We start from the raw sequence: 13966 nt of genomic DNA on the forward strand, positions 1-13966 counted from the left end.
ATCCCTCACACCCCCAGATAGCGTTCCAGCAAGCCATGATCGGCGCGCAGCGCGGCGGCGTCCGCCACGTCGCGATTGCGGCCGTTCTCGATGAAGACGACGCGGTCCGCGACCTCCAGCACCGCGTCCACGCGCTGCTCCACCAGCAGCACCGCCACGCCCGCGTCGCGCATCCGCACGATCACGTCGCGGATCAGCGCGATCATCGACGGCTGCAGGCCTTCCGTGGGTTCGTCGAGCAGCAGCACCTTGGGTTCGATGCACAGCGCCCGCGCGGTGGCCAGCATCTGCTGTTCGCCCCCCGACAGGGTCTGCGCCTGCTGATCCATGCGGTCGCGCAGGCGCGGGAACAGCGCCAGGGCGCGGTCGCGGATCTCAGCCTCGCGGGCGCCGGATTTCCAGCCCCTCGCCATCAGCCCGATCTCCAGATTCTGCGCCACGGTCAGTTCCGAAAACAGCCGCCGCCCCTGCGGGATGTAGCCGACGCCCCGGCGCGGGACTTCGTGGGCGGGCAGCGCGGAGATGGCCTCGCCGTCCAGCGTCACCGTCCCGGCGCCCAGCGGCAGCAGCCCCATGATGGCTTTCATCGTCGTGGTCTTGCCGGCGCCGTTGCGCCCCAGAAGGCAGAGGATCTCGCCCGCGCGCAGGTCCAGCGACAGCCCGTAAAGCGCCTGCGCCTTGCCATAGGCCACGTCGATGCCGCGGATTTCCAGCATCAGCCTGTCCCCAGATAGGCGGCCTGCACGGCGGCGTTGGCGTGGATCTCGGCGGGGGCGCCCTCGGCGAGGATCTCGCCGTAGTTCAGCACGGTGATCTCGTCGGCCAGTTCCATCACCACGCTCATGTTGTGTTCGATCAGCAGCACCGTGGCGTCGCGTGATTCGGCGCGGATCACCTGCTTGAAAGCGGCGATCTCGCTGTCCGCCAGCCCCTGGGTCGGTTCGTCGAGGATCAGCAGGCGCGGCCGCTGCGCCAGCCCCATGGCGATCTCCAGCAGCCGCTGATGGCCGTAGCTCAGATCCCCGGCGATCCGGTCGGCGCGATCGGCGAGCCCCACCCGGGTCAGCGCGCGATCGACCTCGGCCGCGACGGCCTCGCCATGCAGGCGGCGGCGCACCGCCAGCGCCACGTTTTCCTCCAGCGACAGGCGCCCGAAGATCGAGGTGATCTGGAACGTGTAGGCCATGCCCAGCCCGATGCGCCTGTGGGCGGGCAAGGCGGTCACGTCCGCGCCCTCGAACATGATCCTTCCCGAACTCGGCGCGATGCGTCCGCACAGCATGCCGACGAAGGTGCTCTTGCCGGCCCCGTTGGGCCCGATCAGCGCCCGGATCTGCCCCCTTCGCAGCGAAAAATCCACGTCATGCACCGCGCGCAGCCCGCCGAAGCTGCGCGACAGGCCCTGCGTCGACAGCAGCTCGGTCATGGCAGGCTGCGCCAGACGCGCTTGCGCAATTCGCCCGCCAGACCCTGGGGCGCGAACAGCGTCAGCCCCACCAGCGCCACCCCGGCGATCAGCATGTAGGCCGAGGTGATCTCGCTCGACAGGTCGATCAGGTAAAACATGAACAGCGTCCCCAGGAACGGCCCGATCACCGTCCCGGCGCCGCCCAGCAGCACCCAGAGCAGCGGAAAAATCGAATACTGCACCGTGGCGAAGCTGGCCCCGGCATAGCCGAACAGCAGCCCGTAGCTGGCCCCCGCCGCCGCCGAGACCCCGCCCGACAGCACCACCGCCGCCAGCTTGCGGCGGAACACGTCGTAGCCCAGCATGCGGGCGCGCTCCTCGTTCTCGCGAATGGCGATCAGGGTCTTTCCGAACGGACGGCGCACGAGGATCAGCGAGATGAACAGGCAGATCGCGAACAGCAGCAGCGCGGCGAAATAGCGGTTCTGCGGGTCGCTGAGGTCGATCCCGGCCATCACGCGCTGCGCCTGCTGGATCACGAACCCCTCGTCGCCGCGGGTGTATTCGCCGAAATACAGAATGGTCAGATAGCCGGTCTGCGCGAACATCAGGGTGACGATCATGAAGGCCACGCCGGCGGTGCGCAGCGCCAGATAGCCCACGACCAGCGCCAGCAGCGTCCCGGCGGCGACGCCCGCGATCAGCGCCGCGCCCGGATCGGCGCCGAGATGGCGGATGGCAAGCCCCATGCCATACATCCCGGCGGCGAAGAACATGGCGTGGCCAAGGCTCAGCAGCCCGGTGTAGCCGAACAGGATGTTGTAGCCGACGGCGTAGCTTGCCAGCACCATGATCCGCGCGAAGTTGCCCTGATGATAGGCCGGCAGCAGGAACTGCAGCGCGAACAGCAGCGCCACCAGCCCGCCATGCAGCGCGATCGTCTTCAGCCCGTCGGCGCGGGGGCTCACGCGCGCCGCCCCCCGAACAGCCCGTCGGGACGATAGACCAGCACGAAGGCCACCAGCAGCGTGGCGAGGATCTTGGCCAGCGTCGGGGTGAAGAACACCGAGATGATCCCGTCGCTCAGGCCGATCAGCAGCGCCGCGACCACGGTGCCGCCAAGGCTGCCGAGCCCGCCGATGATCACCACGATGAAGGACAGCAGCAGCGGATCGCCGCCCATCAGGTAATGCGCCTGCTGGATCGGCACGATCAGCACCGCCGCCATGGCGGCCAGCCCGGCGCCCAGCCCGAACACCAGCGCGTAGACCTTTTCCACCGGGATTCCGAACGCCTGCGCCATGTCCCGGTCAAGCTGGGTCGCGCGCATCACCAGCCCGATCCGCGTGCGGGTCATCAGCGCCCAGACCCCCAGCAGCACCGCCGCCGCCGCCCCGATCACCGCCAGCTTGTAGGTCGTCGTCGACAGCCCCCAGGGCCAGACCATGGTCAGGCCGCCCTCGCCCCATTCCAGCCATGGCAGGGCGATGCGCATGTTGAAGGGCGGCGCCACCGGGCGGGCGTCCGGCCCGTAGGTCATCAGCGTCACCTGCTGGATGATGTAGAGCAGCCCGATGGTGGCGACGATGGTGCGCTCCGGGTCGTAATCTATGCGTTTGAGCACCGTCACGTCGGCCAGCGCGGCGATGGCGCCCACGATCAGCGGCGCGAAGACCAGCGCCAGCAGGAAGCCGACCGCCGGATGCCCGAACAGCCCGCCCGCGACCGAGGCGATCCACCAGGCGAACACCGCGCCGAGCATGAAGAATTCGCCATGCGCCACGTTGACCACCCGCATCACCCCGAAGACGAGGCTCAGCCCCACGGCGGTCAGCGCCAGCACCGCGGCCATCACCGCGCCCTCAAGGGACGCCAGCATCAGATAAGGTCCGAAATCCATGGGTTTTCCTGTGCGCCCCGTCCCGCGCCCCCGCCCCTCCGGTCAGGGGGCGGGGGCGCGGAACCCAAGCCGGCGCCTAGAGCGGCTGCGTGGTGTAGTCGACCTCGTCCGGATACAGCCCGTCCTCGATCGACGTGGTGTGCTCCACCACCAGCTTGCCGCCCGCGACGCGCGAGATGTATTGCGGCCCGAACACCTGATGGGTCTTGCCGTTGAACAGCTTGGCCCCCTGCGGATGGTCGTCGGATTCGGGCATGTCGGTCATGGCCTCCACCGCCTCGATCAGCTTGGCCCGGTCGCCGGTCCCATTGTAGCCCGACGCTTCCATTCCGGCCTTGATGACGTTGAGCGTCTCCCAGCAGCCGAACATGTGCGCGTAGGTGGATATGTCGGACGGGTCGTCGACCGAGGCGCCGTTGGCGTCCACCCCCACCAGCTTGCGATACAGCTTGTCATGGCTGGTCTGGTTGGCCTGCGCGTAGCGGGGATCGCCCTCCCAGAAATAGGTGCCTTCGAGAAACTCCAGCCCCGGGCTGGCGAAATCCACCGCCTCCAGACTGTCGATGAAGCCGAAGATCGCCGGGCGCGAGGGGCCGAAGAACTCGCCCATCTCCTTCACGAAGGTCAGCACGGCGGGGCCGACCATCACGTGGTAGATCACTTCGGTGCTGCGCGGAATCTTCGGGAAATACTTGGTGAACGAGGATTCGGTCGGCGGAATGGCGATCTTGGCCACCACTTCGCCGCCCTGCTTTTCGATCGCCGCGGAAAAGAAATCCCGGTGATTGTGGCCGAAGGCGAAATCCGGGTAGATCATCGTCACCTTCTTGCCCAGCGTCGAGGCCACGAAAGGCGCCATCGCCTGCACCTGGCTTTTGACGTCGGTGATGCCCGGCTGCAGCGTGTAGCGGTTGAGCATCCCCGAGGCCACGTGATGCCCCTCGGACACCACGAAATACGGCAGCTTCAGTTCGCCCGCGCGCGGGGCGGAGCCGATGACCACATGGCTGAACAGCGTGCCGTAGGCGACATCGACGCCGGACTGGTTGGCGAATTTCTCCACCACCTCGGCGCCGCGCTTGGGATCGGTGCCGTCATCCTCGGTGACGATCTGCAATTCGCGGCCGTTGATGCCGCCCATGTCATTGATGCGCCGCGCCGCGGCCGCGGTGGTGCGGCTGTACCAGCGGCCATACGAGGCGCCGATGCCGGTCAGATGCGCCTGGAAGCCGATCTTGATGGGTTCGGCGCTCTGGGCCTGCGCATAGCGCGCCCAAAGCGGCAGGGTCGCGGCGGCGCCCGCGCCCGCGGCCATGGTTTTCAGCACGTCGCGCCGGGATCGGGGCGCCGGGACGCCGGGGATCGATTTGTCACTGGGTTTGGTCATCGCACCTCTCCACGCCAAGTGGTTCCTGTCGGGTCTGTCGTCTTGTTTTCGTTGTCGTCGGAAATCAGCTTGTGTGCACACAAACAATTTGTCCAGCATTTTGCCGCGCCTCCGCCCTAGGGCGATGTGTCGGACGATCCGTTGCCGCCTCGCCCCGCGCCCGCGCCCCCCCGCCCGCGCGAAAGTTTCATTGACTTTTGCCCCGGCTCCGGAAAATCATTTGCATACCAATGAAATTCCCTCACGGATCGAGATCCCCGCATGAGCGACGCTCCCCCCGGACCGGACAACGCCTCCCCCGCTGTCGCCCGCACCGCCGCCGGGCAGGTGATCGGCGTCGATGTGGGCGGCACCTTCACCGATCTGGTGATGGTCGATCAGGCGACCGGGCGGGTGCGGCTCGCCAAGGTGCCGAGCACCATGGACAATCAGGCCTTTGGGGCGCTCGCGGCGCTTGACGAGGCCGGGGCGGATCTGAAGACCGTCGACCTGATCGTGCACGGCACCACCACCACCACCAACGCGGTGCTGGAACGCAAGCTGTCGCGCACCGGGCTGATCACCACCGCCGGCTTTCGCGACGTGCTGGAACTGGGGCGGCGCACCCGCCCGCAAGCCTATGGCATGACCGGAGAATTCACCCCGATCATCCCCCGCGACCTGCGCCTGGAAATCCCCGAACGCATGGACGCGGCCGGCCAGCCGGTGATCCCGCTCGACGAGGGCGCGGTCGCCGAGGCCGGGCGAAGCCTGCTCGACGCCGGCTGCGAATCGGTGCTGGTGCATTTCCTCCACGCCTACGCCAACCCTGCGCACGAGATCCGCGCCGGGGACATCCTGCGCGGTTTCTGGCCCAATGATCACGTCACGCTGGGCCATGAGGTGATCTCGGAAAGCCGCGAATACGAACGCGGGGTGACGGCCGCGGTCAACGCCTCGGTGCGGCCGCTGCTGGAACGCTACGTGCAACGGCTGGTCGATGAACTGGCGGCGCGCGGCTATGGCGGCGAGATGCTGGTGATGAACGGCAATGGCGGCATGGTCTCGTCGCGGCTGGTGGCGCGCGAGGCGGCGAAAACGGTGATGTCCGGCCCGGCCTCGGGGGTCATGGCGGCGGCCTATTCGGGGCGCCGCGCGGGGATGGAGAACCTCATCACCTATGACATGGGCGGGACCTCGACGGACGTGGCGCTGATCCGCGGCGCCGAGCCGCCGGTGTCAAACGAGATCGAGATCGAATACGCCATGCCGATCCATGTCCCCATGGTGGACGTGCGCACCGTGGGCGCCGGGGGCGGGTCGATCGCGCGGGTCAACGCCGCGGGGCTGCTGGAGGTCGGGCCGGAAAGCGCCGGGGCCGCGCCGGGGCCGATCTGCTACGGGCGCGGCGGGACGCGGCCGACGATCTCCGACGCCAATCTGCTGCTCGGGCGGCTCGACCCGCAAAAACTGAAATCCGTTGAGGGGGGCGTGCGGGTCGCCGACGTGGCCGCGATTTTCGCGCGCGAACTTGGCGCGCCGCTCGGCTATGACGCGACGCAGGCGGCGGCGGCGGCGATCCGCATGGCCAACACCCGCATGGCCGGGGCGATCCGCATGGTGTCGGTGTCCATGGGCGCGGATCCGCGCGATTTCGCGCTGTTCGCCTTTGGCGGCGCCGGGCCGCTGCATGGCTGCGCGCTGGCGCGCGAACTGGGGGTGCCGCGGGTGCTGGTCCCGGGCCGGCCGGGCATCACCAACGCGCTGGGCTGCGTGGTCGCCGATCTGCGCCATGATTTCGTCAACACGCTCAACACGCCGCTGGATCGCTTCGACATGGCGCGCCTGTCGGCGGTGTTCGCGGCGCGCATCGCCGAGGGCGAGCGCCTGATCCGCCGCGAGAATGTCAAGATCGGGTCCATGCGCCGGATCTATTCGGTGGACATGCAGTTCATCGGCCAGACCCATCTGCTGCGGGTGCCGCTGGACAGCCCCGACATCGACCGCGAGGCCCTGCGCGCGCTGTTCGAAAAAGCCTATTTCGACCGCTTCCACGTGCAGCTCGACGATATTCGCGCCAATCTGGTGAACGCCAATTGCTCGGTGATCGGCGCGCGGGCGGCGCTGGATCTTTCGACCCTGATCGACCCCGCCGGGCGCAAGCCGACGCTGGCCGAGGCCGAGACCGGGCGGCGGCAGGTCTATTTCGACGGCAGCTGGCGCGACGCGCCGATCTATTGGCGAGACTGGCTGCCCGCCGATTTCGCGTTCACCGGCCCGGCGGTGGTCGAACAGATGGACAGCACCATCCTGATCGAGCCCGGCGATCGGGCGCGGGGCGATGCGGAGGGCAACATCATCATCGATATCCGCCCCGCATCGGCGCAACCGACCGGGGAGGCCGGCGCATGAAACCCGCGCAAGAACAGCTCGACCCGATCACGCTCAGCGTCATTCAGGCCGGATTGCAGCAGATCTGCGACGAGATGGACCTGACATTCTCGCGCGCCGCGTTCTCGCCGGTGATCGCCGAGGCCAACGACCGGTCCGACGGCATCTATGCGGCCGAGGACGGCGCGCTGATCGCGCAGGGCGCGGGCGGGCTGCCGGTGTTCGTGGGGGCGATGCAGCATTCGACCCGCATCCTCATCGAGCGGATCGCCCAGGGCAAGACCGCGGCGCCGCAACCCGATGACATCTACATCGTCAACGACCCGTATCTGGGCGGCACGCATCTGATGGACGTGCGTTTCGCGCGGCCGTTCTATCGCGGCGGAAAGATATTCTGCTGGCTGTCCAACACCGGGCACTGGCCGGACACGGGGGGCGCGGTGCCGGGGGGGTTCTCGGCCTCGGCGACCTCGGTGGAACAGGAAGGCCTGCGCCTGCCGCCGGTGCGGCTGTTCAAGCGGGGCCGGCTCGACGAGGAAATCTACGCCATCATCTGCTCCAACATCCGCATCGCCGATCAGCGCATCGGCGACGTGAAGGCGCAGGCGGCGGCGCTGATGGTGGGGGAGGCGGGGCTGAACGCGCTGCTGGACCGCTACGGCGACGACGTGGTGCGCGCGGCCATCGGCGAACTGCGCCTGCGCGCCGCGGCGCAGATGCGCGCCTTCATCGCCGGCATGCCGGAGGGCGAATTTTCCGGCGTCGCCTGGGTGGACAGCGACGGGGTGGTGGACGAACCGCTGGCGATCCGCCTGACCGTCCAGCGGAAAGGCGAGGACCTGCATTTCGATTTCGCCGGTTCCAGCCCGCCCTGCATGGGGCCGATGAATTCGGTGCTGGCGACGACGCTGAGTTCGGTCTGCCTGGCCATGCGCCACATTTTCCCCGAGGCGCCGATCAGCGCCGGGGCGTTCGAGCCGCTGCGCGTCACCGGCTATCAGGGCACGTTCCTGGACGCGCGCTATCCGCGCCCGGTGTCGGGCTGCGCGGCGGAGGTGTCCCAGCGCATCGCCGAGGCGGTGTTCAACGCGCTGGTTCCCGCGCTGCCCGATCGGGTGACCGCCGCCCCCGCCGGGACCAGCGGCAATTTCGCGCTGGGCGGCCACGACCCGGCGCGGGGGCGGGATTTCGTCATGTATCAGCTGTCGGGCGGCGGCTATGGCGGCAATGCGCGCCATGACGGGCTGTCCAACGGCTGCTCCACGATCGGCATCTCCAAAAGCCCGCCGGTGGAGATCATGGAGCAGGCCTATCCGGTGCTGTATCACCGCTACGCGCTGCGCGAGGGATCGGGGGGCGCGGGGCGCGCCCGGGGCGGGCTGGGGCTGGATTACGAGATCGAGCTGCGGCGCGGGCGGGCGCAGGCGAGCTTCGTCATGGATCACGGCCGCTGCGGCCCGCCGGGGGCGCTGGGCGGGCTGGACGGCGCGGCCAACGAGGTCACGGTGTGGCGCGGCGGCAAGGCCCACACGCCGCCGCATCTGTCCAAGGAGCAGGACGTGCCGCTGTCGCCCGGCGATCGGGTGCATGTCCGCACCCCCGGCGGCGGCGGCTACGGCGACCCGCTGACGCGCGACCCGGCGGCGGTGCTGGAGGATGTGCGGCTGGAGCGATACACGGCGGATCAGGCGCGCGATCTGTTCGGGGTGGCGATCGCCGGGACCCGGGCGGGGGGGCTGTCGGTGGATGTCGCCGCGACCGGGATCTTGCGCCGGTCGGGGCGCCGGTCGGGGTGACTGCGCGCGCCTGCTGGCGCGTGGGTTGCTCGGGCCCGGCTTGATCTGGCCTGGTCTGGGCGATGATTGCGGGCGCTGATTGCGGGCGGCGCCGCGGCGGCGCAATCGGTCCGGCGCTGATCGGCGCCGGCGCGGGCGATGCTGGGGCGGTTTCCTGATCCGGCGCGGCGCGGGGGCCTCAGACGGTCATGCGCATCTTGCGGCCCGGGGCGTGCAGCTGGCGCACCGCGGTGATGGGGATCTCGCCGCTCCAGGTGACGCGTTCGAGCACGAAAAGCGCCTCGCCCTCGCCGGCGCCGATCAGCGCCGCCTCCTCGCCCCGGGCGTTGGCGGCGGAGAACACGATGTCGCCATGGCTGAAGGGCGCGTTGCGCACCAGCCATTCATTGGCGCTGACGGTTTCCAGATCCACGTCGAGAAACCCCGGGACCGCGGGCAGGTGCACCCAGCGGTCCTCATAGACATGGGGACGATCGTCGGCGAGGTGCAGGGCGCGGACATGCAGCATGTCGGCGTCGGCGGCGAGCCCCAGCAGCGCCGCCACTTCGGGGGGCGGGCCGCGGCGGTCGCGGCTGATCAGCGCGTGGCGGTAGGCGCGGCCCTGCTGTTCGATTTCCAGCCGGGTGATCGGGATGTCGAGCCGGGCCTTGCGCACCGGGGTCGCGGCCACCCGCGTGCCGGCCTTGCGCCGGCGGTCCAGCAGCCCCGCCTCGGCCAGATCGCGCAGCGCCCGGTTGACGGTGGCCCGCGCGCAGCCGAATTCGGCGGCGAGGTCGGCCTCGGTGGGGATCAGCCCGCCGGGGGGCCAGACGCGGTCGTTGATCCGGCGCAGGGCCTCGGCGCGGATGGATTGCCAGGACCGGGTCTCGGGTCTGGTCACAACGCGTCGCGCAGGCCGCGCATGGTGGCGCGGTAGGCCGCGGTGATGGCGTCATGGGCATGGTGGCGCCCGTCGCGCACCACGCGCCGCCCCGCCGACCAGACGTCGCGCACCATGCGGTCGTCGCCGGCGAAGATCCAGGCGTCGAGCAGCGCGTCGCCGGCGCGGCCTTCGAGATCCACGGCCCCCATGTCGAGCGCCGCCAGATCGGCGAGCCGCCCCGGAGCGATGACGCCGCCGTCGCGGGCCGCCGCCTGCGCCCCGCCCCGCGCCGCGCCTTCGAACAGCGCCCGGCCGGTGGATTGGTCCGGGGTGGCCAGCGCCGCGCGGCTTTTGTCGCGCAGGCGCTGGGAATATTCGAACGTGCGCAGCTCCTCGGACAGCGCGATGCGGATGTTGCTGTCCGAACCGATGCCGAAGCGCCCGCCCTGGCCAAGATAGGCGACGCCGTCGAATATGCCGTCGCCGAGGCTGGATTCGGTGATCGGGCACAGCCCGGCCACGGCGCGGCTTGCCGCCAGCGCCGCGGTTTCGCGGGGCAGCATCTGGGTGGCGTGGATCAGGCACCAGCGGTCGTCCACATCGGCGTTGGCGAGCAGCCATTCCATGGGGCGGGCGCCATAGGCGGAACGCACCTCCTCGACCTCGGCCGCCTGTTCGGCCACGTGCATGTGCAGCGGCGCGCCCCCGCCGCCGGGCGCGCCGAGCGCCCGGGCGAGGTCGGCGGCGAAGGCGAGACCGTCGCGGCTGACCGCGCGCAGCGAATGCGGCGCGACGCCGAGGCGGCAATCCCCGGGCAGGGCGGCAAGCCCGGCGCCGGCGGCGTCCACCAGTTGCGCGAATCGGTCCGGGTCGTTGCCGAAGCGGATCTGCCCGGCCTGCAGCGCCCCCCCGTCGCAGCCGCCCTGCTGGTAGAACACCGGCAGCAGGGTGAGGCCGATGCCGGTCCGCCCCGCCGCCGCCACGATGCGATGCGCCAGTTCGGCGAGATCGTCATAGGGGGCGCCGCCGGGCTGGTGGTGCAGGTAGTGAAATTCGGCGACCGCGGCGTAGCCGGCCTCCAGCATCTGCATCTGCACGAAGGCGGCGATGGATTCCACATCCTCCGGGCCGAGCCGGTCAAGGAAGCGGAACATCAGCCGCCGCCAGGTCCAGAAGCTGTCGCCAGGGTCCGGGCCACGGCGTTCGGTGAGCCCGGCCATGGCGCGCTGGAAGGCGTGGCTGTGCAGGTTGACGGGGGCCGGCAGCAGCGCGCCCACCCGCGTTCCCTCGGGCGGCGCGCCCGCCCGCATCGACTCGACGCGACCATCCTCGCCGATGCTGACGCGCAGGCCGGATTCCCAGCCGTTTTCGGTAAGCGCCTGTTCCGCCCAGATGATTTCCATGATCGTGATCCGTCTTGACAGCATTATTATGTGCATACATATTATGCCCACCCGCGATCTTATCAAGAGATAAATCTCGTGTCCCAGACCGATTCCCGACTTGTGCTGACAAATGCGACGCTGGCCACCATGGCGACGCCCGACGCGCCCTATGGGCTGATCGATTCAGGCGCCCTGGCGATCGGCGCCGGGAAGATCGCCTGGATCGGCGCGCAACGCGATCTGCCCGCCGTGCTCGACAGCTGGCCGCGCCGCGATCTGGGCGGGCGGCTGGTCACCCCGGCGCTGATCGACTGCCACACCCATATCGTGCATGGCGGCGAACGGGCGCGGGAATTCGAGATGCGACTGGAGGGCGCGAGCTACGAGGCGATCGCGCGCGCCGGGGGGGGGATCCTGTCCACCGTCACCGCCACCCGGGCGGCGGACGAGACGATGCTGCTGACCGCCGCCCTGCCCCGCATCGACGCGCTGATCGCCGAGGGCGCGGCCTGCATCGAGATCAAGTCCGGCTACGGGCTGGACATGGCCACCGAGCTGACGATGCTGCGCGCGGCGCGCGCCGTGCCAACGCTGCGCCCGGTGCGGGTGCGCACCAGCTTTCTGGGGGCCCACGCCCTGCCGCCGGCCTATCGCGGCCGCGCCGACGCCTATCTTGACGAAATCTGCCTGCCGACGCTGGCCGCCGCCCATGCCGAGGGGCTGGTGGACGCGGTGGACGGGTTTTGCGAGGGCATCGCGTTTTCGCCCGCCCAGATCGGCCGGGTGTTCGACGCGGCGCGCGATCTGGGCCTGCCGGTGAAGCTGCATGCCGAACAGCTGTCCAATCTCGGCGGCGCGCGCCTGGCGGCGCGGTTCGGCGCGTTGTCCGCCGATCATCTGGAATACGCCGATGCGGGCGACGCGGCGGCGATGGCCGCCGCCGGGACCGTGGCGGTGCTGCTGCCCGGCGCCTATTACACGCTGCGCGAAACCCAGACCCCGCCCGTCGCCGCTTTTCGCGAACACGGCGTGCCCATGGCGGTGGCCACCGACTGCAACCCCGGGTCCTCGCCGCTGAATTCGCTGCTGCTGGCGATGAACATGGCCTGCACGCTGTTCCGTCTGACCCCGGAGGAGGCGCTGGCCGGGGCCACGGTCCACGCGGCCGCCGCGCTGGGGCTTGACGATGCCGGGCGCATCGCGCCGGGGCTGCGCGCCGACCTGGCGATCTGGGACGTGGAGCGCCCGGCGGAGCTGTCCTATCGCATCGGTTTCAACCCGCTGCATGAGCGCCTGTTCGGAGGCGCGCAGTGACCCCGCTGATCATCGCCCCGGGCGGGCTCGACCTGGCGATGCTGGAGGATGTGTATCGCAACCAGCGCCCGGCGGCGCTGGACGCTGCGGCGCGCGGACCGGTGGAGGCGGCGCAGGCGCAGGTGGCCGGGGCGGCGGCGGGCGGCGCGGCGGTCTACGGGGTCAACACCGGCTTCGGAAAACTCGCCAGCCGCAAGATCGCGCCCGAGGACACCGCCACCCTGCAACGCAACCTGATCCTGTCCCATTGCTGCGGCGTCGGCGCGCCGATGGAGCGCGACCAGACCCGCCTGATGATGGCGCTGAAGCTGGCGTCATTGGGGCGCGGCGCGTCGGGCGTGCGCTGGCAGGTGATCGCGCTGATCGAGGCCATGCTGGCGAAGGGCGTCACCCCGGTGGTCCCCTCGCAGGGCTCCGTCGGGGCCTCGGGCGATCTGGCGCCGCTGGCGCATATGGCGGCGGCGATGATCGGCATGGGCGAGGCGGAATATCGCGGGCGGGTGATGGCGGGCGGCGACGCGCTGGCGGCGGCCGGGCTGGACCCGGTGACGCTCGGTCCCAAGGAGGGGCTGGCGCTGATCAACGGCACGCAGTTTTCGACCGCCGCGGCGCTTGCGGGGCTGTTCGAGGCGTGGCGCGCGGCCGCGGCTTCGATCGTCACGGCGGCGCTGTCCACCGATGCGATCATGGGCTCGACCGCGCCGCTGCTGGCCGAAATCCACGCCCTGCGCGGCCATCAGGGCCAGATCGACGCGGCCCGGGCGATGCGCGCGATCATGGCCGGGTCCGAGATCCGAGAGAGCCACCGCGACGGCGACGCGCGGGTGCAGGATCCCTATTGCATTCGCTGCCAGCCGCAGGTTCTGGGCGCCTGCGCCGACCTGCTGCGCTTCGCCGGGCGCACGCTCACCATCGAGGCCAACGCGGTCACCGACAATCCGCTGGTGCTGGCGGAGGCCGGGCGGATCGTCTCGGGCGGCAATTTCCACGCCGAGCCGGTTGCCTTCGCCGCCGACCAGATCGCGCTCGCCATCGCCGAGATCGGGGCCATCGCCCAGCGCCGCGTGGCGCTGATGGTCGACCCGACGCTGTCCTTCGACCTGCCGCCCTTCCTGACCCCCGATCCGGGGCTGAATTCCGGCTTCATGATCGCCGAGGTCACCACCGCGGCGCTGATGAGCGAGAACAAGCATCTTGCCAACCCGTGCTCCACCGATTCGACGCCGACCAGCGCCAATCAGGAAGATCACGTGTCCATGGCCGCGCATGGCGCGCGGCGGCTGGGGCGGATGAACGCCAATCTGGCGCGCATTCTGGGGGTGGAGCTGCTGTGCGGGGCGCAGGGGGTCGAGTTTCGCGCGCCGCTGGCGACCAGCGCGCGCCTGCAGGCAGTGATCGCGCGGCTGCGCGAAACCGTGCCGCCGCTGGGCGAGGACCGCTATCTGGCCCCCGATATCGAGCGCGCCGCGACGCTGGTGCGCGAGGGGGCGCTGGCGGAGGCGGCCGGGCTGGATGGAGTCTTGCTGTGGGAGGCGCGGGCATGA

General features: G+C 70.2%; 11 protein-coding genes. 4 read left to right on the forward strand and 7 right to left on the reverse strand.

Features of this window, described 5'->3' with window-relative positions; translation table 11 throughout:
* Positions 1-5 precede the first annotated feature (5 nt).
* From AC1HC7_RS02255 to AC1HC7_RS02275, 5 genes are all read right to left on the reverse strand, one after another.
* Positions 6-716: an ABC transporter ATP-binding protein gene (locus AC1HC7_RS02255; protein WP_479497033.1), complete on the reverse strand. Its 711-nt coding sequence runs from the start codon at positions 714-716 to the stop codon at positions 6-8.
* The gene (locus AC1HC7_RS02260) at positions 716-1426 is read right to left on the reverse strand and encodes an ABC transporter ATP-binding protein (protein WP_479497034.1); all 711 of its coding nucleotides are present in this window, start codon (positions 1424-1426) and stop codon (positions 716-718) included. Before AC1HC7_RS02260 ends, AC1HC7_RS02255 begins: the two co-directional genes overlap by 1 nt.
* Positions 1423-2355, reverse strand: coding sequence for a branched-chain amino acid ABC transporter permease (locus tag AC1HC7_RS02265; RefSeq protein ID WP_479497069.1), 933 nt, complete (start codon positions 2353-2355; stop codon positions 1423-1425). The genes AC1HC7_RS02260 and AC1HC7_RS02265 overlap by 4 nt, the downstream gene beginning before the upstream one ends.
* A gap of 17 nt (positions 2356-2372) precedes the next feature.
* Complete coding sequence (locus tag AC1HC7_RS02270; RefSeq protein ID WP_479497035.1) at positions 2373-3308, reverse strand: branched-chain amino acid ABC transporter permease; 936 nt, start codon at positions 3306-3308, stop codon at positions 2373-2375.
* 76 nt (positions 3309-3384) lie between these two features.
* Complete coding sequence (locus AC1HC7_RS02275) at positions 3385-4695, reverse strand: ABC transporter substrate-binding protein (protein ID WP_479497036.1); 1311 nt, start codon at positions 4693-4695, stop codon at positions 3385-3387.
* Between the two features lie 261 nt (positions 4696-4956).
* Here AC1HC7_RS02275 and AC1HC7_RS02280 point away from each other — a divergent pair, with 261 nt between their 5' ends.
* Together AC1HC7_RS02280 and AC1HC7_RS02285 are read left to right on the forward strand one after the other, a co-directional pair.
* Positions 4957-7086, forward strand: coding sequence for a hydantoinase/oxoprolinase family protein (locus tag AC1HC7_RS02280; RefSeq protein ID WP_479497037.1), 2130 nt, complete (start codon positions 4957-4959; stop codon positions 7084-7086).
* Entirely contained in the window at positions 7083-8861 is a 1779-nt protein-coding gene (locus tag AC1HC7_RS02285) for a hydantoinase B/oxoprolinase family protein (protein WP_479497038.1), read from the forward strand. The genes AC1HC7_RS02280 and AC1HC7_RS02285 overlap by 4 nt, the downstream gene beginning before the upstream one ends.
* A gap of 178 nt (positions 8862-9039) precedes the next feature.
* Here the strand turns inward: AC1HC7_RS02285 and AC1HC7_RS02290 are convergent, their stop codons facing one another.
* Complete coding sequence (locus AC1HC7_RS02290) at positions 9040-9741, reverse strand: UTRA domain-containing protein (protein ID WP_479497039.1); 702 nt, start codon at positions 9739-9741, stop codon at positions 9040-9042.
* Complete coding sequence (locus AC1HC7_RS02295) at positions 9738-11126, reverse strand: formimidoylglutamate deiminase (protein ID WP_479497040.1); 1389 nt, start codon at positions 11124-11126, stop codon at positions 9738-9740. Before AC1HC7_RS02295 ends, AC1HC7_RS02290 begins: the two co-directional genes overlap by 4 nt.
* A 129-nt stretch (positions 11127-11255) precedes the next feature.
* Between AC1HC7_RS02295 and hutI the strand changes: the two genes are divergently transcribed.
* On the forward strand, positions 11256-12422 hold the full coding sequence (gene hutI / locus AC1HC7_RS02300; protein WP_479498609.1) for an imidazolonepropionase: 1167 nt from the start codon (positions 11256-11258) through the stop codon (positions 12420-12422).
* A complete protein-coding gene (gene hutH / locus AC1HC7_RS02305) occupies positions 12419-13966 on the forward strand; it encodes a histidine ammonia-lyase (RefSeq protein WP_479497041.1) in 1548 nt (515 codons plus the stop codon). Before hutI ends, hutH begins: the two co-directional genes overlap by 4 nt.

This window comes from Oceanicella sp., assembly GCF_056449545.1.

Bases quoted from the DNA above. Each gene is read 5' to 3' on its own strand.
- AC1HC7_RS02295 (WP_479497040.1), bottom strand. From the start codon at position 11,126: ATGGAAATCATCTGGGCGGAACAGGCGCTTACCGAAAACGGCTGGGAA.
- hutI (WP_479498609.1), top strand. From the start codon at position 11,256: ATGGCGACGCCCGACGCGCCCTATGGGCTGATCGATTCAGGCGCCCTG.
- AC1HC7_RS02285 (WP_479497038.1), top strand. From the start codon at position 7,083: ATGAAACCCGCGCAAGAACAGCTCGACCCGATCACGCTCAGCGTCATT.
- AC1HC7_RS02275 (WP_479497036.1), bottom strand. From the start codon at position 4,695: ATGACCAAACCCAGTGACAAATCGATCCCCGGCGTCCCGGCGCCCCGA.
- AC1HC7_RS02260 (WP_479497034.1), bottom strand. From the start codon at position 1,426: ATGACCGAGCTGCTGTCGACGCAGGGCCTGTCGCGCAGCTTCGGCGGG.
- AC1HC7_RS02280 (WP_479497037.1), top strand. From the start codon at position 4,957: ATGAGCGACGCTCCCCCCGGACCGGACAACGCCTCCCCCGCTGTCGCC.
- AC1HC7_RS02270 (WP_479497035.1), bottom strand. From the start codon at position 3,308: ATGGATTTCGGACCTTATCTGATGCTGGCGTCCCTTGAGGGCGCGGTG.
- AC1HC7_RS02255 (WP_479497033.1), bottom strand. From the start codon at position 716: ATGCTGGAAATCCGCGGCATCGACGTGGCCTATGGCAAGGCGCAGGCG.